The organism is Pseudoalteromonas sp. TAP-3C (assembly GCF_059888565.1).
The window spans coordinates 236,281-260,321 of the sequence record NZ_JCBFEM010000002.1; the positions used below are offsets into that span (position 1 = coordinate 236,281).

Genomic DNA, 24,041 nt, shown 5'->3' on the forward strand with positions numbered 1-24,041 from the left:
TGTCATACTCAGTCAACTATAAAAGGAGCACTGGATGAACGAGTATATTATTTCGTTGTTAATATTAATAATGCCGTTAACCACATTATTAGCAGCGTGGCGAATAGGTTGTCAGTCTGTAGCCTCTAATGGCAGTGGCTTATTTTACCTTGTACTATTTAATACCTTTATATTTATCAGTGTTATTGCATTTAAATACGCTTTTGAACTACGCACGCTAGAACTTATATCTTTGTCTGTTACACGCAGTATTATGTTGGGATTAATTTTATTTTTAACCTGGGTACTACTGCGATTTTGCAAAAACTATATGCACGGTGAGCCACGAGTAAACTACTTTTGGCGCTGGCTATTATTTACCATCACCGCGGTTATGATTGTAGTAATAAGTAATCACTTGGTGCTTTTTTGGCTGGGCTGGGTGGCCATTAGTTTAGCACTGCATAAACTCTTAATGTTTTATCCTAGGCGTCCTCGTGCTGTGCTTGCCGCGCACAAAAAATTTATTGTTGCTCGAGTAGCTGAAAGTTTTTTACTTGTTGCGTTTATTATTCTTTCACTCACACACGAGAGCTTATTGATCAGTGATATAACCGCTTTTTACAGCTTAACAACTGCCCCCCTTAGTATTGCACAACAACTCGCCGCTTTTTTCATTGCTATTGCAGCGTTAATTAAATGCGCGCAACTGCCTGTGCATGGTTGGCTAATTAAGGTAGTTGAGGTGCCCACGCCTGTGAGTGCTTTACTGCATGCAGGAGTGATTAACTTAGGTGGTTTTTTATTAATATTATTTGCGCCTTTATTTATTCAGGCAGATTTTGCCAAATGGTTAATCTTGATTGTGGCCGGTTTAACTACTGTGATCAGTGCGTTAATTATGACCACACGGGTAAGCCTTAAAGTCAGACTCGCTTGGTCTACCAGTGCACAAATGGGGTTAATGCTTTTAGAGTGTGCGTTAGGTTTATTTGAATTGGCATTGCTTCATTTAGTCATGCATTCCACCTACAAAGCATTTGCATTTTTAAACTCTGGTAATGGTGTAAATGACGATTTAATTCGCCGCCACGTTCCAAAACAACCCATTACGTGCTTTGCTTGGTTAAGCAGTGGGTTAATTTCCATCATTTTAATAACCGCAGCTTGGTATATCAGTGGCTACCAAGGAGCGCTGAGCGTGTGGCTGCTTTTAGCCTTTGCGATAACTATTTTACTCGCCAATCAGCATGGTTTACAAAACCTACACACTTTCAGTAAAAAGCTCGCAGTTGCGTTGTTTGTTGTTGTAAGTTATGTGGTTGCTAAACATATATTTGCTTGGGCACTGCCTGCTAGTCAATGGCGAGCAGCCGCATTTAGTATTGCCGATATTTGGGTGATTGGTTTAATTTTAATTTTAATGACCACAAGCTACCTTCTACGTTATCAAAGTCAGCTGCCTTGGATTAAATCGCTCTCTACCTTATTATTTGCAGGTTTATATTTAGATGAATGGTTTACCCGCTTAACACTAAAAATATGGCCTGTTAATTTACCGAATAATGGTCACACATATTTTAAAAATCATGCTACGGAGATCACGGCTAAAGGGGAAAAATCATGAACCAAGCAAATACAACGACTAAATTAGGTGACGTTGAAAACGAGATTATCAATAAAGTATGCCATTATATAGCGCCTAGCTGGCCTTTAGATCAGATGATTGCAGTTAACCCCTTTTGGGAAATGCGCCATATGCCTATTGAAGATGTGAGCGCGCGCACTGATACTTTATGCAATGCCAATATGCTAATGTCTAAACGTTTTTATCAGCAAAAATACGACGACGGTATTATTACCGATAACCACCTAGCCGATGCCGCAAAGCTACTCAATAGTGACTTTAGCCAAGAACAACTCCTAAAAACGCTACAAATGGATGTCCCCTTAATTGATTGGCATAATATTGCTGACTTACTCGATCAGCAACGAGATAAACATAAAATGGCGTGGCATGATGAAATTATCCATCAACTCAGTCAGTTTTGTGCGGCGCATTATCAGCAGCAAGGCCCCATGTTGCATAGCAATGATACATCGACTCAATCTGACTTATACCGTCATTGGCTAACAATAATACAAGCAGATAAAGGCATCAGCATAGTGATGGATGAAAAGCATTTAAATAGCTTTTTTAAACAACTCCCTTCTTCGGCAGACGAACTTATTGCACTGACACTTTCAACTCTCGATATTGACGCTAGCAACCTAGAGTTATATGCGCATTCACTCCTACTAGATATAAATGGCTGGGCATCTTGGCTGGCTTATTTACGTTGGCAAGGACAACTTTATAATTCACCGCATGATGATATGAAACAACTATTGGCAATGCGTATGGCGTGGGATTTAGTTATTTGGCAATATTTACAGCAGCATGACCAAGGCGCATTTGAGCAATTACAAAGCCAATGGCAACAAGAAAAATCACTGGTGATTGAACGCCTGCAAGCCCACAAACTCGTTCAAAAGCCCTTATGGGTGTGGGCAAAAGCACTGGAGCTAAACTATCAATATGCCCTTAATCATAAGTTACAAACAGCGAAGAAAAAGCCAGCTGAAAATACTAAGCTACAAGCCGTTTTTTGTATTGATGTACGCTCAGAGGTAATACGCCGAGCACTCGAATCGCAAAGTGATACAATAGAGACTTTTGGTTTTGCTGGTTTTTTTGGCCTACCGCTAGAGTATCAAGAAAATGGCAGTGCAATTACTTACCCACAACTACCAGGGCTACTCAAACCCGTTATACATGCTACACAAACACACAAAGATGTCGCACTTGAAGCATCACGTCAAAATAGTGCTACATGGCAAAGCTGGTCAAAATCAGCCCCCTCATCGTTTTCTATGGTTGAGTCGGCAGGCTGGCTGTATGCATTTAAATTAATAAAAAATACCTTTTTAGCTAAAAGTGATGTAAAAAAATGCGCGCCAACCGACTGGCAGTTAACACAAAACCAACAACAGCTTAGTATAAAAGACAAAGCCGATTTAGCTCAAAAAGTGCTTAATATCTTAGGAATAAAAGAATTTGCAGCGCAAGTGATGTTGGTAGGCCACGCCAGCCACACAACGAATAACTTACATAACGCGGGTCTAAATTGCGGAGCCTGTGGCGGGCAAAGTGGCGAAGTCAATGTGCGAGTGCTGGCAAGCTTACTAAACGATGAACACGTTCGCCAAGCGCTTAAAACGCGCGGACTAACACTGGCAGAAAATACACAATTTATTGCCGCTATTCACAATACCACCACAGATGTTTTCACTACCTTTGATATTGACCTTGATGATAATGTAAAAAAATGGCTAAGTGCAGCTACACAACTCGCTCAGCAAGAGCGTTTAGTCAATATTGACCCACAATTAATCAATAAATCGGCTAATGAAATTAACCGCGCTTATCACCAACGTGCTCAAGATTGGTCGCAAGCGCGCCCAGAATGGGGACTTGCTAACAACGCCGCTTTTATTGTTGCGCCGCGCGCATGGACTCGTAATATTAACTTACAAGGTCGTTGTTTTTTACATGATTATGAATGGCAAAACGATAATGATTTTACAATACTAGAGCTGATCATGACCGCCCCCATGATAGTCACCCAGTGGATAAACAGCCAATATAATGCCTCAGTGACCGACAATCATAAGTACGGCAGTGGTAATAAAATACTTCACAATGCCGTTGGCGGTAATATTGGGGTATTTGAAGGTAATGGCGGCGACTTACGGATTGGCTTATCCATGCAGTCGCTGCACAATGGTGAAAAATGGATGCACGAGCCGCTTCGCCTAAACGTTTATATTAGTGCGCCGCAATCGGCAATAGTCGCAATTTATAACAAACACACTATGGTAAAAGAGCTAATTGATAACCATTGGCTTACATTAATACGCTGGGGTGATGATAATACCTTGGAGCGCTTTGAAAATGGGCACTTCTCAGCTATTTCTACCGCTAATGAGTGCGTATAAGCTATGCCGCAAATAGTTATTGCCACTAAACATAAAAAAGCGCCTTTAATAGCCAGTGCTTTAAAGCCACTGGGTTATGAGGTGCTAACTACCGATTTGTTTGATACCGACACCTTGGGGATGTTTAGTGACGAAGTGCAACGTCGTTGCTCAGCTAAAGAAGCAGCCCTTATCAAAGCAAAGCATGCCTGTCAGCTTACAGGCGGGCAATTTGGGCTGGGCAGTGAAGGCAGTTTTGGTGGTGGGCCGTATCCAGGGTTAATGAACTGGGACGAAGAAGTTATTTGTTTTTATAATAACCACAATAACAGTACTATTTATGGATACGCTGGCGGGCCATTTTCGCCCAGCAGCGTCAATATTAACAACCAAACCAGTGTTGAATCAATCACTGCTGCTTGCCAAAGTTACAAAAAACAGCATTGGATACTCAGTGATACTCACACACTTTATAAAGGGCTAAGTTTTAAAGCGCTTATTACTTTATATACAGAAAAAGCACCAAGCGCCGGTATAATTACGCCTGATTTAAGAGCCATGTATAGCCCACAGCGCCAGGTTATTATTCGCCGTGCTGCGGATGACCTTGCAAGGCGATTAGCTTCAACCTGCCCTCAATGCCAATACCCTAATTTTGTTGCTAAAAGAAGCACACAGGGCTTGCCCTGTGTGCTTTGTTATATGCCAACTCAACAAATGAAGTCAACCACTTCAGTGTGTGATAGTTGCGGCTATAGCCATATTGAAGAAAATCAAAAACACGTTGCGGATGCCACGTATTGCCAGTTTTGTAATCCTTAAGAGTTATTATGAAAACACCACAACCTACCCAATTATTAAACACTGAAGAGCGTATTAGCCAAGCTGTCACACTACTAAAAGCGGGTGAATGCGTCGCTTTACCGACAGAAACCGTGTATGGCCTTGCGGCTGATGCCAGTAATAGTGATGCGGTGGCAAAAATATTTGCCGCGAAAGGTCGGCCAACCAATCATCCGTTAATTGTGCATATTCCTGTTCAGTCGCATCTGCAACACTGGGCAAAAAATGTAAATGAGGCAGCCATTACACTTGCAAAAGCATTTTGGCCAGGCCCACTCACCCTTATTTTAAACGCAAAAGATAATTTAAATAGCCCTGTTACTGGCGGCTTACCCACCATTGGCCTGCGCGTCCCAGCGCATCCGCAGTTTTTAGCGGTATTAAAGCAATTAAATACGGGGCTTGCAGCGCCTTCGGCTAATCGCTACAAAAAATTAAGCCCCATAAATGCAGCCCATGTTATGCGCGATTTAAACGGCCGAATTAGTGCGGTACTAGAAGGTGGACAATGTGATGTGGGCATTGAATCAACCATTGTTGATGCCACAACCGATCAGTTACGTATTTTACGCCCAGGGCCAATTAGTGCTGCAAACATTTTGCAAAAAACCGGCTTACATGTCACAACACCACTTTCACACAATGAAGCGGTGCCAGATAATGTGAAAGCGCATTACCAGCCACATGCTCCTGCAACACTGATTAATAGCGCCGATTTACCGAGTGTTTTAGCTAAGGCTGATGCGTTACGAGTGCATTATTTAATTCATTCAAATGAAGCAGAGCAACTATTATTGGCTAACAAGGTTTTACCTCAACACGTTATTAGGTTAGCTTCATGCCCTGTTGAGTATGCTAAAAATATGTATAAAACCCTGCACCTTATTGATGAGGCCGCACCGGCAATAATTTACATCGAAAGGCCGCCGGTTGACCATGGGTGGGCTGGTGTAAACGATAGACTCAGTCGCGCAACCACAGCATTCTCAGGATAAGTTAATTAACCGTTAGGTATTTAATAACTGATTCAGCGGCCACTGGTTTGTAAAAATAATACCCCTGAAAACGCTCACAACCAATTTCAACTAACTTGTCAAATTGCGCCTGATCTTCCACGCCCTCAGCGATAACATTTAAGTTATGGCTTAGGGCAATAGCAATAATACTTTGCACCATACTTTGTGATTTATCGTCAATTAAAATATCATCAACAAAGCTTTTATCTATTTTAAGTTCATCAATTGGCAAATTCCGCAATAAGCTTAACGACGAGTAGCCTGTCCCAAAATCATCCATAGAAAAACGAATGCCCTGTGCTTTTAAGCGCATAATGGTGTTAACCACATTATCTAAGTTATCCATAAACAAAGATTCGGTAATTTCTAACATGATATGCTGTGGTGCAACACCATATCGTTGCAACTTATTGAGTAAAGTAGGGATAAAGGCATTGCTTTGAAACTGCATAACCGAAATATTTATTGCCAACTCTAATGGCTGGATGCTGTATTTTTGCATTTTTGCAAATTCACTAATGGCGCGCTCAAGCACAAAGTCGCCAATTTTAAAGATTAAATCGCTTTGCTCAGCAATGGTTATAAACTCATCAGGGGAGACCATTCCTAACTCGTCGTCTTTAAAGCGAATCAAAGCTTCCACTGCAAGAATGTTACCTTGTTGATCCACTTGGCACTGATACACCATAAATAATGTCTGCTCTGCTAACGCCCCCGTCAAACGCTCTTCTATTTTTACACGCCGTAAATAGGCAAGCTCAATATCCGATTGATAATAGCACAGCCAATTTCCAGTATCTTTAGCCCATTGATTTGCTAAATGCGCACTGCGCACTAAGTCGCTTTTTGTGCGCCCATGTTCAGGGAAGTGGGCAATACCCACAGTGATATTTAAGGGTCGATCAGGGTGATTTTTTTCGTAATGCTCAACGACAGACCTAAATGCCTTGTCAAAAAAATACTGTTCATGCTGATATTTTTTAGAGGGAGCTATAATACAAAATTCATTACCACTGTTTCTAAAAATCAAAAATGGGGCTGTAAAAGTAACCTGCAATGATTTTGCAAACGCTTTAATTGCTTTGTCGCCGTATTCCATACCAAAGCGGTTATTCATAGAGCGAAGATTAGTAATATTAACAATGGCTAAGCTAAAAAAGGGACGTTTATTTTCTTCAAAACTATCACGTAATGCTTTGCGATTTGGCAGCTTAGTTAAATCATCATGCCTTGAGAGATAATATAATTCTTGAACACGTTTTTGCTCCGCACGATTAATAAGTCTAAAGCCTAAAAATAACGCAATAGAGCTAAAAAAATATGTTAAAACATAAATACACAGCGTTAAATAAAAACGTTCTTTGATTAGTTGCTCAGCGACAAGCGATATCGTCCAAAGCTGATAACGATTATTAAATTTTGCTGAAATAATATAGGGTTTTTCTTGGACATTAATAAGGGTACTAAACACTTCCTCAGAAAGCTGTAGTTGTTGTTTTGTTTTACCTATTTTTTCTAATAACATTTCATCTGACAAACCAAATAATTGCTGGGCTTGAATGTTGGTATATCGTGCAATATCGGCCCCTGTTTTTGCGCTGTATTGGATGTAACCATCAGGTTCTCTGATAAGCATAATGTAATCATCAGCTGAACTTTGTAAAATATTTAAATACTTTTTTCCTTTGGAAACAGCCAAGCCCGAGGTCATCACGGCGATAACTTCCCCTTTTTCATCTCTTAGCGCTTTTCGAATAGGAATTATCCATTCTTGCAATGTTTGGTTGAAATAAGTTCTACCCAACGCCATTTTATTTTCAGCTAAAGTGCGAACAAAGTTTTCCTGTGTTCGAGTGTTTTGCTTAAGATTAACAAAACTCGATGGGTCTAAATTCGAACTTAAGTAAAGTACCCGCCCCTGTGTGTCGTAGAGCACAAACCCCGTTGAAACGAGATTATCTAGCAAAATATTATTAAGCGTTTTTATTGTCGATATAGTCTCAAGTGAGTTATTGTTGATAACAATATCTCGGCCAATTAAATCAAGCATCAGCTCTTTGTTTCTCAGCGAACTATTAAGCGCCTGTGCAGAAAGCGAGACATTATTTTCAGAGTAGGTAACGTATTCTTTTGTTATACTTTTCCATTCGTAAGCAAGTAACACGCTTAGCAGAATTAAGCCGCCAGCCAGTAAAAAACCAAATAGTGTCCATAAATTATTTTTTATTAATGCCATCTGATCCCCATAAAACCGTCATAACATGTTCAAATACATGTGTCTGATCTCCTTTAAGCACTTTATGGCGAGCTCACCTTTTAATCAATCTATTTTTGCATCAAATTCAAGAAAAAACAGCAGTATCACGTATTATTAACCTTTTCAATATTATTAAAATGCGCCAATTAAACCGTAATGTAAGCACTTAATTTTAGTAAACAAACAGCTTAGCTTTATAACCACTAAAAAATACAATAGATAGCATTTATTTAGTCATAATATTGCAATAATAATCAATGATAATAGTAGCATTATTAATCAAAAATAGTTTTATAAGGCACCCATGAGCGACCCCCTAGTGCAACTAAGCTTTGCACTTGTGCCATTTGAAGATCCTATGTCTGCGGCCATGAGCCATTGCATGGAATTTGAAACACTATCGCAACATGCTAATGCTCAGCATCAAATCACCTTGCAATGTGTTTTACCTGAAGCTGCTCATGAAGATGATGTTATTTCGTTAAGTGCAACTGAGCCTTATTCACGTACTGCTCAATACTTCACAGAAAAAAGCCTGAGTGTGTATGATTTAGAACAAGGGCGAGTTAACCTTACTTTAAGTAAAATAGTGCACAGCCATAACTTTGTTATGCAAATGATTTTACATGGAAAGCATGGTACGTTAAAAAATAGCTTGCAGTTTGATATGTATATTAATCAATTTGGCAGTGGGTATAGTAAACCAATGACTTATATTCCCCCCCTAAACCACAGCGAATGCGCCAGTATTTTTACAATATAGGCACCGCTTTGCTCTCACTTTTTTAGCTGCTGTTAATGCAAATAGCTTAATCAGCAAAGCTCACTTTACCCATGGTTATATTTAAAACACCCTTTTCGTTATTTAAACACTGGTGCTGCCCTGCTAAACATTCATTTGCCAAAATAGCAAACAGTACCGCCTCTTTTGCATCAGGGTTTACACCTAAATCATCGGTATTTTTGAACCGTTGAATATGCGGGCATAATCTCAATAACTGCTCCATTAACAATGGATTATGGATACCTCCCCCACTGGCATAAACCACACAGTCCTGAGCATGCTCAGCACAGTTATTTAGTGCATCAGCAATCGTGGTGGCAGAAAGCGCATTTAATGTGGCTAACACATCTCCATGGCATAAACTTTGGGTTGCTGAGCAACGTTGCGCGGCTTGTAAAAAAGCTAAGTTAAATACTTCAGGCCCCGTAGTTTTAGGCAGTGGTAATTTAAAAAATGCATTGTCACTGAGCGCTGTAAGCAGCTTTGCATTCACTTTACCCGCTTTAGCAAGTTGTGCGCCTTTATCATAATGCAGCCCTTTAAAATAATGCTGTACGTAAGCATCCATCATGGTATTGCCTGGGCCAATGTCAGAGCTAAATATGGCTGCAGTGTCGCCGTTTTTTGGTAAAAACGTTAAATTAGCAATGCCCCCCATGTTAAGCAAAATACGGTTTTCATTTGCGCTGGCAAAAAACAAATAGTCGCCATACACCGCCAGTGGTGCACCCTCACCGCCTGCTGCAATATGCTTTTGTCTAAAATCACCAATCGTGGTAATGCCTGTAGTAACCGCTATTTGGTCGCTGTCGCCAATTTGTAGCGTGCCATTTTTAAAATCGTGGTGGTTATGTTGTGATTGCGGACAGTGATAAATGGTTTGCCCGTGGCTGGCTATTACATCAATATCCGCTGGGTCTATTTGCCACTGTGCTAAGCATTGATTAACCATAGTACCATGGAGTTTACCTACCCACGGATGTAACAAGGTCAGCACTTCTAAATCACACTGGCGTGTAGCAAATACCTGCTTTATTTTTGTTTTATACTCGTCGTTATATTCAACGGTAGTAAAATTTAATACCTCGATTTGTGTATTTAAGCCCGCTCCGGTTATTTTACACAAAGCCACATCTAAACCATCTAAAGAGGTGCCACTCATTAAGCCAATAATTAAACGGCTGGGCTTTTGAGCGCTGTTATAAAGGGCGGCAATGTGTGGGTGCATAGTTTTCCGAAATAATTAGTCGAATAACTGAGTTTCTTTTTCCCAAGACTCAGGAAAGCCCATTGAAGCTTTAAACTTCAAAGCAATAGGGTATTTATCAAATAAAGCTTTAATTAACGGTCCCATTTTTTCAGAGTAACCTAAACCGCTGTAAATTATTTGCATAGAGACTATTGTTGTATATAGACGATTTAATTGGTCTTCTTCTCTTTTACCAGGAGCAGGTACTGTTCTAACTAATTCTACATCCTTATTTAATAAACGCTTTATACCTGTAGGTGCGTTTAAGTTACGATTAAATAGGCGATTATGATGACCGCAATGATTTCTTACTTCTCTGATAGAAGCAAGCCAAGATCTTAAGGATACAAATTTTTGGATATTAAAGTTTTTTTTAGTAAAGCGATCCAGTTTAAGAGTTTGTATATTTTTTTCAGAAATATTTTCTAGTAATTTTACAACATTTCCAAATGTCATTATTTCTATAGCTACCCATGCAGGAGGAAGATCTCGATAAAATGGGCAATATTCATTGTAATACTTCTCTCTATAATGCTTAGCAAACTCTTCTTTAGAATCTTTAAAACTATCTCTAACTCGTGAAACTGTTTTGACCTGATCACCATTTTGACTGAATAATGACGAATCGAGATACCAGAAAGGATTTTCGGTTTCTGAAGTAACCCACTGATCAAAAGATGAACGCACCCCGACCTCTATTTTTTCAATGATCTTAAATAACGTACTTCGTAATTCACAATCAAATTGATATAGATCATGACTTTTTTCAAAAGATGCACCTTTGTAATAAAGTTTTTTTTCATTATCTTTAAATGGAATTAGGTATGCTTTAAAGCGATAATAACTATAGCGCTGTATAGCTTTTTCAGCCTCGTTATGATTAGAAATTTGCAAGCCTTGCTCTTTGAGCATCTCACAAAGATCTTTACTTTTTTTATATGGTTTGAGATAGGGAGTAAGTTTAGCTGCCATAATCCATTCTTACAGGCAAAAAAAAGCTCCCACTCTTATGAACTTAAGTAAAAACTTAAATTCTGGAGGAAGCCGTTGTTAAGTTAATAATAACGCAATTGACGGCATTGTCAATACGGTTAAGCTATATGAAGTGAGTTACCTATGAAAAAATATCAGCTCTTAGTTTTTTAATCATTTAAGGCTGACGAATCCCCACAAAATAAAAATTAATGGTAGACTCTCATGATTATTTGTGATCAAATTTTTTCACTATAAAAAAACTCACTCATAATCATGAAAGCCACCGAAATATTACACAAAGATATTGCCATTGCCTACCCTGAAATTCATAAAACACGTTTAAATACAGTCTTTACGTTTGTTAACTCAGGCTTGCGTGATCAGCGCGTTACTGTCACTTACCTAGGCCGAGGATTAAAATCATTTTCTAATACCGATAAAAAACATGATATTAAACGCGCAGACCGTTTGATTGGTAATGCTAACCTGCATCAAGAACGTCTTTGTTTCTATGAGCATATGACCGAATGCTTAGTAGGCCAGCAACAACACCCACTTATTATCGTTGACTGGTCACCTATTAATGGCGGCGAAATATTTCAAGTGCTCAGGGCAAGCATACCAATGGGGGGAAGAGCGTTAACGCTCTATGAAAAAGTGTATCCTGAAAGCGAATTAAATACCGAAGCGGCTCATCAACACTTACTCGATAGCTTGGCACAGTGTTTACCTGCAGATTGTCAGCCTATTATTTTATCTGATGCTATTTTTAGAACGCCATGGTTTAAAGCCATAGAAGATAAAGGCTGGTATTGGCTTGGGCGCGTCAGAGGCAATGTGACCTTATCTAGCGACCTTGAGACATGGCGAAATTGTAAATCATGGTTTGAGCAAGCAACAGGTAAACCACACCTTCTGACACAGATTTACTACGGAAAAACAGTTCGTTTCGCGTGCCAAGGTGTTTTGTTTAGAGGGAAAAACAAGGGACGTAAAAAAATCAAAAAACGGGGTGGGCAATCTCAATGTACAACGGTTAAATACCAACAACAAAAGGCCAAAGAGCCTTGGCTACTTGTGTTTAATTTACCTACACAATTTACAGATAAGCCTCAACGGATTGTGACTTTATATAAACAACGTATGCAAATAGAAGAAAGTTTCAGAGACACTAAGAATGCAAAACTTGGCATTAGTTTAGCCTTTGCAAATTCAAGAAGCGCAGAAAGGTTTGATAATTTATTGCTCATAGCGGCGTTAATGTTGTTTGTCTTATGGTGCATAGGGTACACCGTGTCGGCACAACAAGGGGATGCGGCATTACAAGCGAATACAGAGAAAAAACGACGAGTATTGTCCTATATTTATCTTGGCAAAGAAGTGGTTGATGATCCTAGGTATGAGCCTGATGGGCAGTTCATTATTTATGTGTATAGCCAGTTGTCACTTCTGACTATACAAATTGATAATTTAGGCTAAATTCGTGGGGATCTCTCAGCATTTAAGGTTTATATCATTGCTAATGCGGGCTCAATGAAGGCGTTGCTTAAAAGTGGCTTTAATACCGAGGCTATTTTAAAACAAGCAATTTATAAAAATGGCCACTATTTTGATAACCATATATTTAGCACTGACGAATCCCCACAAAATAAAAATTAATGGTAGACTCTCATGATTATTTGTGATCAAATTTTTTCACTATAAAAAAACTCACTCATAATCATGAAAGCCACCGAAATATTACACAAAGATATTGCCATTGCCTACCCTGAAATTCATAAAACACGTTTAAATACAGTCTTTACGTTTGTTAACTCAGGCTTGCGTGATCAGCGCGTTACTGTCACTTACCTAGGCCGAGGATTAAAATCATTTTCTAATACCGATAAAAAACATGATATTAAACGCGCAGACCGTTTGATTGGTAATGCTAACCTGCATCAAGAACGTCTTTGTTTCTATGAGCATATGACCGAATGCTTAGTAGGCCAGCAACAACACCCACTTATTATCGTTGACTGGTCACCTATTAATGGCGGCGAAATATTTCAAGTGCTCAGGGCAAGCATACCAATGGGGGGAAGAGCGTTAACGCTCTATGAAAAAGTGTATCCTGAAAGCGAATTAAATACCGAAGCGGCTCATCAACACTTACTCGATAGCTTGGCACAGTGTTTACCTGCAGATTGTCAGCCTATTATTTTATCTGATGCTATTTTTAGAACGCCATGGTTTAAAGCCATAGAAGATAAAGGCTGGTATTGGCTTGGGCGCGTCAGAGGCAATGTGACCTTATCTAGCGACCTTGAGACATGGCGAAATTGTAAATCATGGTTTGAGCAAGCAACAGGTAAACCACACCTTCTGACACAGATTTACTACGGAAAAACAGTTCGTTTCGCGTGCCAAGGTGTTTTGTTTAGAGGGAAAAACAAGGGACGTAAAAAAATCAAAAAACGGGGTGGGCAATCTCAATGTACAACGGTTAAATACCAACAACAAAAGGCCAAAGAGCCTTGGCTACTTGTGTTTAATTTACCTACACAATTTACAGATAAGCCTCAACGGATTGTGACTTTATATAAACAACGTATGCAAATAGAAGAAAGTTTCAGAGACACTAAGAATGCAAAACTTGGCATTAGTTTAGCCTTTGCAAATTCAAGAAGCGCAGAAAGGTTTGATAATTTATTGCTCATAGCGGCGTTAATGTTGTTTGTCTTATGGTGCATAGGGTACACCGTGTCGGCACAACAAGGGGATGCGGCATTACAAGCGAATACAGAGAAAAAACGACGAGTATTGTCCTATATTTATCTTGGCAAAGAAGTGGTTGATGATCCTAGGTATGAGCCTGATGGGCAGTTCATTATTTATGTGTATAGCCAGTTGTCACTTCTGACTATACAAATTGATAATTTAGGCTAAATTCGTGGGGATCTCTCAGTATTTAGCATGCTAAAAACAGAGTAATTATTCTAATTAAATGTTGGCAAAGGTTGAATTAATCCCCTCTCGCCCAAAGCTCGTGTATCAAGGTACAAATTTTATCTGCCTATCCGCGCATTATTGTTGAGCCGTGTATTGTTTTAAAGCTTAAACATTCGGTAATAGGGAGATTTTTCACTTTATTTTGGAGATTTTTATGTCTACAACTAGCCGCCAATTTACGTTAGCCTCGCGCCCGCAGGGCGCCCCTACCAATGCAAACTTTGAACTTAAAAACGTAGAGCTGCCACCATTAAAAGAGGGCGAAGTACTGCTGCGTACAATTTACTTATCACTAGACCCTTACATGCGTGGCCGCATGAGCGATGCTAAATCGTATGCCGATCCTGTAGAAATTGGTGATGTTATGGTTGGTGCAACGGTGTGCCAAGTAGAAGATTCCAAAAACGATCAATTTAGCCAAGGTGAATGGGTGCTGGCTTACACAGGTTGGCAAGACTACGCTATTTCTAATGGTGAAGGATTAATGTCATGAGGAAAAGAGCCGAAAAATCCGTCGTATGCGCTAGGAATTATGGGAATGCCTGGCTTTACCGCTTACATGGGGCTATTAGACATAGGCGAACCCAAAGCGGGTGAAACCGTGGTCGTTGCAGCTGCAACGGGCCCTGTCGGTGCAACGGTTGGGCAAATAGCTAAAATTAAAGGTTGTAAAGTAGTCGGTGTTGCCGGTGGCAGCGAAAAATGTGCTCATGCCGTTGAAAAGCTCGGCTTTGATGCCTGTATTGATCACAAAGCCGATGATTTTGCCGAGCAATTCGAAAAAGCATGTGAGCAAGGCATTGATGTTTATTATGAAAATGTGGGCGGAAAAGTGTTTGACGCCGTATTACCTCTTCTAAATACTTCAGCCCGTGTGCCTGTGTGTGGCTTAGTATCGCAATATAATGCCACCAGCCTGCCTCAGGGCCCTGATCGTATGGGCATGCTCATGGGGCAGTTACTAACTAAGCGCATCAAAATGCAAGGTTTTATTATTTTTGATGATTACGGCCACCGCTATGACGAATTTGCCCAAGCCATGCAACAATGGCTACAACAAGGAAAAATTCAATACCGTGAGCACGTGGTAGAAGGCATAGAAAACACCATCAGTGCGTTCAACGATATGATCAGCGGTAAAAACTTTGGTAAAACCGTGGTTAAAGTTAATAACCCACTTTAAAAATAACAATGCTGCATTAACTAATAAGGCAGCCTAATAAGGAAGATGATGATTAAACTACACCATTTAAATAAATCTCGCTCTAAACGTATTATTTGGTTATTAGAGGAACTTGAAGTCGATTACGACATTGTTGCTTATCAGCGAAATACAGACACCTTTTTAGCCCCTGATGAACTCAAACATGTGCATCCATTAGGTAAATCACCCGTTATAGAAGATGGTAACTTAGTGATTGCTGAGTCAGGGGCAATTACTGATTACCTGATCACTAAATATGGTAAGGGTAAATTTGCACCTGCGGCCGGTACTGCCGAATTTGTAGACTACCAGCAATGGCTGCATTTTGCAGAGAGCTCAGCTATATTACCGCTTTTACTCAAAATGTTTGTGCAAAAAGATGGCGCTAAAACGCAGTTTTTAGAAGGCTACGCAGACGCAGAAACCGCTAAAGTAATGAGCTATTTTAACAATCGCCTTGAAGGTAAACGTTATTTAGTAGGCGATACCTTAACCGGTGCCGATTTTATGATGTCGTTCATTGTAGAAATTGTTAAAAATGCGGGCCAACTTGCACACTTTAAAAACCTAGTAAAATACGATGAGCAGTTACAAAGCCACGAGAAGTTTCATACTGCCAACGAACTTGAAGCTAAATACGACTAAGTGCATGGTCGCTTTGATTGTGGGTACACAATCAAAGCGACAACCCTAGCTACTCAGGTCTATCTAAATAAATTTGTTTAAAGGCATTAAAATTTGCCTCAAAAAGCGCCACTAAGGTTGGGTCAAAATGATTACCTGCACCTTTAATTATCTCCGCTTTTGCCTCATCCATACTCCAAGGCTCTTTATAACAGCGTCGGCAACACAAGGCGTCAAATACATCGGCAATCGCAGTGATGCGTCCCTCTAAACTAATGTCTTGTTGATTTTTAGCGTGAGGATACCCAGTGCCATCCCAACGCTCATGATGGTCAATGGCAATATTTGCAGCCATATCAATCACCGGATTGTCAGTCCCTTTAAGAATTTCCCACCCCTTGGTGGTATGTTGCTTCATAATTTCCCATTCCTCAGGATTTAATTTAGCTGGCTTATTTAAAATTAAGTCCGGCGTACCAACTTTCCCCACATCGTGTAATTGCGCAGCAAGACTAATTTTATCGCAATATGTTGGGGTTTGATTATGCAACTGTGCTAGCAATTTAGCATACAATCCAACCCTAATAACATGTGAGCCAGTTTCTTTAGAGCGCGACTCCATAGCCCCTCCCATCAAAGAAATAGCCAGTTGTTGAGTTTCTTCAATTGAGTCAGCCAATAATAAACTTTCAAATGTCAGAACAACATTACCTAAAAAAAGATCAACTAATTGTTTAGCTTCTTTTTTTATTGGTTGTAATGATTGAAACGCGAGTATTGAGTCAAGGCCTTTTTGTGAATGATGAAAGTAGACATAATGATCTTTTATAATAAAGTTTTGCTTAGTCTGTTTGGCATGCAAAAAAAACTCTCGATGTTTTTTAGGAATACTATCAATGCCGCTTCCGCTAAAAAGATGAACCCCAGAAACCGCCCCTTCAATCATTTGTAGCTTTTCATCTAATTGGCAAATGCCAAATACCTCAGGCGCATCAATATATAAATTAGCAGAACTCATATTTAGTACTAATTTGAGTTCTTCCATAACAACTGATGTAAACTCTATTAAGTCACCAATTTGATTGATAGCAGAAATTGCCTTTATCAGTCGCTTTAAATTATAACGATGGGTTTGTAGCATACAAATATCACGATATGCGCGTAAAGATGTATAAAAAATCAGCTCAAGATCATGGCGATGCAACTGGCTCTTTGCTTTGTAACCATCTATGTCATAATCGCGAATAACACTGCGCTCAGGTGCAACTCCTGGCTGGCCTGTACGTAAAATAATTCGACTATACACATTTTGTAAATCTTGACGTATATAGCGAGCAAGCTCTAGCCCTGCATGTTCCGTTTCCATAACTACGTCAAGTAAAATCAATGCGAAACGCTCAGAGCCTTGTAATATCTCTTTAGCCTCAGCCGCACTATAAACACTGATTAATTCAACTGGGCGTTGTTCAAATTCAAAACGATTCATCGCAAGCTGAGTCACTTGGTGTACAGAGTCGTCGTCGTCAACAATTAAAATTTTCCAAGGCTTAGCATGGCTGTTGCTAAGCGTATTATCTGAAACTACATCATCTTGTAACCACTCCATAAACACACCTGCTATAAATTATTTTGTAACGTTAGAGGAAATTGAATAAAAAAGTAAACACCTGCCGTTTCTTTTCGCTTCACTAAAATTTGCCCTTTTAAACGATGCACCACTAAATTATAAACGATATTCATTCCCAAGCCGCTGCCGCCACCCGATCTATTCGTGGTGTAAAATGGATCAAACACTTTTTTTTCAACCTCATCCATCATTCCTTCACCATTATCTTTGTAATGAATACTGACATAATCTGAGTACGCTATATCAACATTTATCTGCCCTTTTTCGCTGCCATTTTTAAAACCATGAATAATTGAATTCATTACTAAATTAGTAAAAATTTGTGCCAAAGCACCTGGATCAGAAAACACTTCAGGCTCTGCATCGATTGTTGTAATTTTAATATCAATATCAGTGGTTTTAACTGTATGGTACAAACTTTTAAGTACCTCATTAAAATAACGGCTAATGTATAAACTACGAAGCTCTTCTGTGGTTTGATCAACCGCGACGCGTTTAAAGCTACTAATTAAATCAGCAGCACGCTGCATATTTTTAAGCAAAATATCGCAACTTAAATCAACTTCACTAATAAACTCACTAAACTGGGTTTTACTCAACGTGCCTGCAGCAATTTTATTTTTAGTTTCAATTAATATTTCTCTTAAATGAGACGTCGCTGTAACACAGACACCCAAAGGCGTATTCACCTCATGCGCCACACCACTGACTAAACTTCCCAGTGATGACATTTTCTCTGCTTCAACAAGCTCTTGCTGCATACGCCGTAGCTCTGTTGTTTGCTCAAGTAAAGCGTGTTCAGCCTCATAACGTTTACTCGACATTAAATTAATAGAATCACTTAAACTGTCATAAGGGCCGCGTTTAGCAACTGTTTGAGAAAAATCGCCAGCGGCAATTGACGAGCAAACATAATCAATATTTTTACTTGCCTCAATCAAACGCTCAAAGCTTTTAAACATAATGCCTAGCTCATCTTTTTGATTCATGTATTTTTTAACATCAATAGATGAATCGCCATTTGCTAGCTGTTCTACAGAATTAATTGCTAGATAAATGCGTTTAGTTGCTTGGTTAATAAAGTACCAAAAAAGTAAAAAAACCAATAATGAACTTACAAAAGCTGCGGCTAATAATGGTCTAAATTGTGCTTGAATTGGTCCAATAACATCACTTTGGGCACGGCGGACAATAACAGTCCAATTACCGCTGGCCACTTTTGCTTTACCGTAATAGTAGATGCCCAAATCAAAAGGGTCGTTAGCCGATATTATTTCTCTTGCCTGTTTTTGTGACTTTAACTGCTTGGCTAAATTAGCATAATCAGTCTCTAAAATTGCTTTCGTTTTTAAGTTTACATTATTCAATGTCGTTGCTATCACATTGTCACCATGACTGAGTAACAGCACGTCGATTTTTAATTGTTGCTTTATTACTTGTAAAAATGCCGTTATATCAGCCAATGCTCTATCTACAGTGGCTACACCAACAAACTCACCATTAATAATAATTGGCGAGCTTTGTTCAACCATCATTCTTCCTTCGTAAATATAAGGCTCAGTGATCATGGTGCTGGTATTGCCATCGCGTAAAAACTGCTGACGCACTCCCTCATAATACGAGCTTGATTCCATATCGACTAATGGCTCAAGTAACAAACGGTCAGGATCATTAAAGTCACGATACCAATAAGGTAAAAAACGACCTGTTTGGTCAACATAAGCACCTGCTTTTAATGGAGCAATATGACTATAAACACTGTCTTGCTTATCAGCATTGGGCTCGTAACCAAAAGAAGCACCCACAAATGAAGGATTCATTTTAAGTACAGCACGAACAAAATTAATACTCGCTTCTCTGTTACCAAATAAGCCATTTTGTTGTGCTAAAGCCATGGTTTCGGTAGTACGCACAGCTAACTGTGTTTCTTCATTAACTTTTGCAGCGATGGTATCGGCCGTTTGGCTCAAATTGAGCTTTGCTTGCATAACAGCTTGGTTCAAGCTGGTGGTATACCAATAGCTCAAAATACCCACAATAATGAGCATAACGGGCAATGCCAAGTAAAGTAACATTTTGCCTTGCAAAGAGTGTATAAGTGATAGACGCATAATTAAGCTTTAACTGGCAAAGCCATGACCTTTAAAATTTTAAGAGGAATTTAAAAATTAGACCACAATAAGAAGATAAGCAAATGAATCAAGTAAAGAATTAACCGTTATTTTACATTTTATTATGGAGAATTTGAGCATAAAATCTGCCCGTGTAAAAAATGAAAGCAGCGCTATCGCAGGTTACAATAAACACAAATAAAAACTAAATTCCTGCCAATTCTCGCTCGGTAACACACTCGTCTGACGCCATTTCAAACTCACGACATACTAATGGGCGATTTTCGTAAATAGAGCACATTAGGGTATTACGATCGAGTGCCTCGCACCAGCCATCGGCTGCGCGCTTCATGACTTCACTGCCCCATTTATCGTATTCAATAAAATTAAATGGTACGCCCGTGTCGGTCACTATGCGCACTTCTAATTGGCAGCAACACGCTTGGCAATTAGCACAGGTTACAGGCTCGAGCGCTGAATTTACATTTTTAACGGGGATAACGGTATGAGGCATAGCGGCTTACTTTTTTAAATAAGCCACTAGGATACAGGAACTACGACCAATTGCACTGAATTAACGCTCAAGTAATGTCGCTTTTATTTCACTGTAGCGCTGCTGCTCACACAAACCAAAACCGCTTAATTGGCGCACTTTATTGCGGGCAAATAACGGCACACTCATTCCCGCTAAAAACCGGCATTGGGTTTCAATACCCACATTGTGAACACTTTTAGTTGCCATATGTGCTAAAAACTCATCGACTTTTTGATAGATAAGCGCCTCTTCAATTTTAGCCGGGATAATTGAATATTCGAGCTTAACCGCATGCCCACGGCACACACTACAATGCCCACATTGCTGGGGGGCATTGGCATCATCAAAGTAACGGGCTAAGTTATAGCTTAAGCAAGATTGCAGCTCAAAAAAGCGCACTAAAGCGGCAATACGTTTGATCTCTGCTTGCTCTTTATCGGTAAAATAATCGTGTAACTGCTGGGCAAGTGCGGGGTTATTAATCACCTCGCTATGCACTTTATACACTTGGGTAATACGTTTAGTTTCAAGGGTGATAAGTTTTTTTTCAGCCAAATAATCAAGCGCGGCTACCACACGCTTACGGTCAACCTGTACAGCTTGCGTTAGGGAGTCAAAATTAAGTGTACCCCATATTTTTTTAAAGTCGGTATGACTAAATATGTGCGTTAAAAAAGCTTGGCGCTGCTCATCAAAGTGGCTAAGCAATTGGTTTTTATCTACCAAGAACTTGTATTTAAAATCGGCATAGTAGGCATACTGCGGGGTTATTGCGCCTTGCATTTCAAGCTGTACCAGCAAGGTTTTAAGGGCAAGCTGGCGAATGTTACTTTCGCTCGATAAGCTATATTCTTGCATTTCCCATTGCTGCTGGGCTTGGCGAATATCGTTAATAACGTGCTCAATACCGCTGAGCTCTGGGGTATCGCCATAAACAAAGTTTTCAACCGTGTTTAAGCCATCTAAATTAGCCAAAGTATAGCAGTTTGATGGGTTGCCATCACGCCCAGCACGGCCAATTTCTTGGCTGTAGTTTTCAATCGATTTTGGTAAATCGTAATGAATCACAAAGCGTATGTCTGATTTATCAACCCCCATGCCAAAGGCAATGGTAGCGACCACTACATTTATTTTTCCCGCCATAAAATCATCTTGAATTTGCCCGCGTAGGCTATCTTCAAGTCCTGCATGATACGCCAGTGCGTGCAGGCCCTGCGCGCTGAGCATATTCGCCACTTGCTCAGCACTTTGCTGCAGCGTGACATACACAATACCGGGGCCGGTTTGCGCACGGACAATATTAGTAAGCTCAGCGTTTTTATCGGCAGTCTTAACACTCAGCACATTTAAATCTAAATTAGCGCGATAAAACCCCGTTTGTACTATGCAATGGGGCTCAATAGCAAAGCGCTCAGCCATATCGCGTTTTACTTTTTTAGTGGCGGTGGCGGTTAATAATAATACCAATGGAATATTGAGCTCTTCTCGATAACGAGGCAGTTTTAAGTAATCGGGTCTAAAATTATGGCCCCATTCAGAAATACAATGCGCTTCGTCAACGACCAACATAGACAGCGTTATTTGGCTAATAAACTCTCTAAAACGTTCGTTTTTAAAGCGCTCAACCGACACCATCAGTATTTTTATTTTGCCGCTTCGCACATCGTTCATTACGGTGCTGCTTTGCATTTGATCTTGGCTTGAGTCGAGACTTGCCGCATAAATACCTTTGCTGTTTAAAAAGCTAATTTGATCTTTCATCAAGGCAAGTAATGGCGACACCACTAAGGTTAAATGCGGTAAATGTAACGCAGTGAGTTGATAGCACAACGATTTACCTGAACCTGTAGGAAATATCGCCAGTGACGATTGACCATTTAACAGCTGCTCTATAGTTTGCTGCTGACCGGCTCTAAATTGATTAAAACCAAAATGTTGATCCAAAGACTGTATTAGCGAGGCGCTCATAATATTTCCCTTTACTCATGTTCCCCAATAAAGGAAATCATAGTTTAAAATGCAATGTTTGTCATAGTAACTTTTTTTTGCTTTATTTTCTTCTAGGGTCTGTTGACCTTTGCGGATTACAATTTGTTCAAACTAGGGGCGATTTAATCGCGGCGCGAGGTTTGTAACCTAGTGGGCTAAGTAAAAACCGAGCAACAAAGAGTTAATCGCCCCTAGGCCGAACCCGAAGGGCAGCGCCTGTTTGGCATTGATGCTGCGTTATCGCCTATTTATGGGGAATAACCACACTACATAGGCTCTGCCTTGCCTAAATACCAAACAGACTGCTGCAAATTTAACCTTGAAAGGTCAACAGACCCTAGTTTTTCCCTTAATTTTACTGACAAATTGTGGAAAAAGGCGCATTATAATTGCGTTGCTTGAAAAGGTATTTTGAACATTTTTGTTCTGCTTAATACCTAAGTGCCCCATACGTTTCATCACCATAAGAGCATTTAGGTATAATTCTTTTAAGGGCATAGTCATGGATATAACCATACCAAAAATTGTCATCATAGGCGGTGGCGCTGGCGGGCTGGAACTCGCAACTCAGCTAGGGCATAAACTAGGAAAGAAAAAACACGCAACTATATTACTCATTGATAAAAATCGCACTCACATATGGAAACCGTTACTGCACGAAGTGGCAACGGGTTCTATAGATGCCGATTTAGATGGGGTTGTGTATTCGGCTCATGCAGCTAAACATCACTATAACTTTCAACTTGGTACTTTTTGCAACCTCGATAACAACCATAAAACCATCACTTTAAGCCCCTTAAATGATGAGTTAGGACATCAAATTTTACCTGAGCGAATAGTTCGTTATGATCACCTCGTTATTGCCATTGGCAGTGTCAGTAACGACTTTAATACGCCAGGCATTAAAGAACACTGTTTTTACCTGGACTCAAACCAACAAGCTGAGCGTTTTCAACACGCCCTATTAGATAACTTCACCCGCCTTCATCAAGATGATAACCCACAGCACTCATTAAATATTGCCATTGTTGGTGGCGGTGCTACCGGTGTTGAGCTTTCAGCTGAACTTTATCATGTTTCTGATTTACTCAAAATATACGGGTTAACTAATATGTCGGCTAAACGCCTGCATATACACTTAATTGAAGCAGGTCCTAGAATTTTACCCGCGCTATCTGAGCGAATTGCCAGTTCAGCCAAGCGTGAATTATTAAAGTTAGGCGTCACTGTGCGTGAAAACACGCAGGTTAAACAAGCAACCGAACACGGCTTTATTACAAGCGGTGACGAGCATATAAACGCGGATATTATGGTGTGGGCGGCGGGTGTAAAAGCACCCGATTTTATTAAAGCGCTAGGTATTTTTGAGCTGACGCGTAACAACCAAATAAAAGTGAATGATTACTTACAAAGTAACCTTGACCCACAAATATATGTGCTTGGTGATTGCTGCGCCTTTACCCAAGATGACGGTACGCAAGTACCACCACGCGCACAATCGGCACACCAAATGGCACAATGCGTTGAAAAGAATTTAATTGCTACACTACGCCAGCAACCTCTTAAAAAGTTTGAATATAACGATCATGGCTCACTGGTAAATTTATCGCGTTACAGCACCGTAGGCAGCTTAATGGGTAACTTAACCAGTAATAGTTTTTTTATTGAAGGTAAAATTGCCCGCTTTATGTATATTTCATTGTATCGTATGCATCAGCGCGCCATTCATGGCAGTGCTAAAACATTTGCTTTGTGGATCAGCGAAAAAGTGCTGCGCGTTGTACGTCCTAAAATGAAACTGCACTAAATATATCAGTTGCGGTAATAAATTAGATTTAAC

The 24,041-nt window shown here is 39.9% G+C and carries 15 protein-coding genes and 3 pseudogenes; 11 read left to right on the plus strand and 7 right to left on the minus strand.

Going from position 1 to position 24,041, the window contains the following annotated elements; translation table 11 throughout:
- Positions 1-34 precede the first annotated feature (34 nt).
- Genes AC6H44_RS17000 through AC6H44_RS17015 form a run of 4 tightly spaced genes read left to right on the plus strand, consistent with a single transcriptional unit; the run spans position 35 to position 5,834 of the window.
- Positions 35-1,606 (plus strand): NADH-quinone oxidoreductase subunit L, encoded by a 1,572-nt coding sequence (locus tag AC6H44_RS17000; protein ID WP_500739041.1) that lies wholly within the window; start codon positions 35-37, stop codon positions 1,604-1,606.
- The gene (locus AC6H44_RS17005; RefSeq protein WP_500739042.1) at positions 1,603-4,017 is read left to right on the plus strand and encodes a DUF2309 domain-containing protein; all 2,415 of its coding nucleotides are present in this window, start codon (positions 1,603-1,605) and stop codon (positions 4,015-4,017) included. Before AC6H44_RS17000 ends, AC6H44_RS17005 begins: the two co-directional genes overlap by 4 nt.
- A 3-nt stretch (positions 4,018-4,020) precedes the next feature.
- Positions 4,021-4,818 (plus strand): DUF6671 family protein, encoded by a 798-nt coding sequence (locus AC6H44_RS17010; RefSeq protein WP_500739044.1) that lies wholly within the window; start codon positions 4,021-4,023, stop codon positions 4,816-4,818.
- 8 nt (positions 4,819-4,826) lie between these two features.
- Positions 4,827-5,834, plus strand: coding sequence for an L-threonylcarbamoyladenylate synthase (locus AC6H44_RS17015; RefSeq protein WP_500739046.1), 1,008 nt, complete (start codon positions 4,827-4,829; stop codon positions 5,832-5,834).
- A gap of 1 nt (position 5,835) precedes the next feature.
- Here the strand turns inward: AC6H44_RS17015 and AC6H44_RS17020 are convergent, their stop codons facing one another.
- The gene (locus AC6H44_RS17020) at positions 5,836-8,091 is read right to left on the minus strand and encodes a bifunctional diguanylate cyclase/phosphodiesterase (RefSeq protein WP_500739047.1); all 2,256 of its coding nucleotides are present in this window, start codon (positions 8,089-8,091) and stop codon (positions 5,836-5,838) included.
- 325 nt (positions 8,092-8,416) lie between these two features.
- Here AC6H44_RS17020 and AC6H44_RS17025 point away from each other — a divergent pair.
- A pseudogene (locus AC6H44_RS17025) lies at positions 8,417-8,901 on the plus strand (hypothetical protein).
- Between the two features lie 20 nt (positions 8,902-8,921).
- Here AC6H44_RS17025 and AC6H44_RS17030 read toward each other — a convergent pair.
- The gene (locus tag AC6H44_RS17030; RefSeq protein WP_500739048.1) at positions 8,922-10,124 is read right to left on the minus strand and encodes an anhydro-N-acetylmuramic acid kinase; all 1,203 of its coding nucleotides are present in this window, start codon (positions 10,122-10,124) and stop codon (positions 8,922-8,924) included.
- Positions 10,125-10,139: 15 nt separating this feature from the next.
- Complete coding sequence (locus AC6H44_RS17035) at positions 10,140-11,117, minus strand: Abi family protein (protein WP_500739050.1); 978 nt, start codon at positions 11,115-11,117, stop codon at positions 10,140-10,142.
- A 276-nt stretch (positions 11,118-11,393) separates the two neighbouring features.
- On the opposite strand from AC6H44_RS17035, the gene AC6H44_RS17040 reads away from it, so the two are divergent.
- The 5 genes and pseudogenes from AC6H44_RS17040 to AC6H44_RS17060 all read left to right on the plus strand — a co-directional run bounded on the left by AC6H44_RS17040 (position 11,394) and on the right by AC6H44_RS17060 (position 15,960).
- Positions 11,394-12,599 (plus strand): IS4 family transposase, encoded by a 1,206-nt coding sequence (locus tag AC6H44_RS17040; protein ID WP_500736204.1) that lies wholly within the window; start codon positions 11,394-11,396, stop codon positions 12,597-12,599.
- A gap of 42 nt (positions 12,600-12,641) precedes the next feature.
- Positions 12,642-12,779 (plus strand): annotated as a pseudogene (locus tag AC6H44_RS17045) (hypothetical protein); the annotation flags it as partial.
- Positions 12,780-12,842: 63 nt separating this feature from the next.
- Entirely contained in the window at positions 12,843-14,048 is a 1,206-nt protein-coding gene (locus AC6H44_RS17050; RefSeq protein ID WP_500736204.1) for an IS4 family transposase, read from the plus strand.
- Between the two features lie 217 nt (positions 14,049-14,265).
- Positions 14,266-15,294: pseudogene (gene curA, locus AC6H44_RS17055) on the plus strand (NADPH-dependent curcumin/dihydrocurcumin reductase).
- A 48-nt stretch (positions 15,295-15,342) separates the two neighbouring features.
- Entirely contained in the window at positions 15,343-15,960 is a 618-nt protein-coding gene (locus AC6H44_RS17060; protein ID WP_500739136.1) for a glutathione S-transferase family protein, read from the plus strand.
- Between the two features lie 49 nt (positions 15,961-16,009).
- Here the strand turns inward: AC6H44_RS17060 and AC6H44_RS17065 are convergent, their stop codons facing one another.
- The 4 genes from AC6H44_RS17065 to AC6H44_RS17080 all read right to left on the minus strand — a co-directional run bounded on the left by AC6H44_RS17065 (position 16,010) and on the right by AC6H44_RS17080 (position 22,180).
- Positions 16,010-17,545 carry an HD domain-containing phosphohydrolase gene (locus AC6H44_RS17065; RefSeq protein WP_500739051.1) on the minus strand — a complete coding sequence of 512 codons (1,536 nt, stop codon included), beginning with the start codon at positions 17,543-17,545 and terminating at the stop codon, positions 16,010-16,012.
- Between the two features lie 11 nt (positions 17,546-17,556).
- Positions 17,557-19,677 carry a sensor histidine kinase gene (locus AC6H44_RS17070; RefSeq protein ID WP_500739052.1) on the minus strand — a complete coding sequence of 707 codons (2,121 nt, stop codon included), beginning with the start codon at positions 19,675-19,677 and terminating at the stop codon, positions 17,557-17,559.
- 205 nt (positions 19,678-19,882) lie between these two features.
- Complete coding sequence (locus AC6H44_RS17075; RefSeq protein ID WP_500739053.1) at positions 19,883-20,191, minus strand: YkgJ family cysteine cluster protein; 309 nt, start codon at positions 20,189-20,191, stop codon at positions 19,883-19,885.
- Between the two features lie 60 nt (positions 20,192-20,251).
- The gene (locus AC6H44_RS17080) at positions 20,252-22,180 is read right to left on the minus strand and encodes a RecQ family ATP-dependent DNA helicase (RefSeq protein ID WP_500739054.1); all 1,929 of its coding nucleotides are present in this window, start codon (positions 22,178-22,180) and stop codon (positions 20,252-20,254) included.
- A gap of 523 nt (positions 22,181-22,703) precedes the next feature.
- Between AC6H44_RS17080 and AC6H44_RS17085 the strand changes: the two genes are divergently transcribed.
- Positions 22,704-24,008: an NAD(P)/FAD-dependent oxidoreductase gene (locus tag AC6H44_RS17085; RefSeq protein ID WP_500739055.1), complete on the plus strand. Its 1,305-nt coding sequence runs from the start codon at positions 22,704-22,706 to the stop codon at positions 24,006-24,008.
- Positions 24,009-24,041 lie beyond the last annotated feature (33 nt).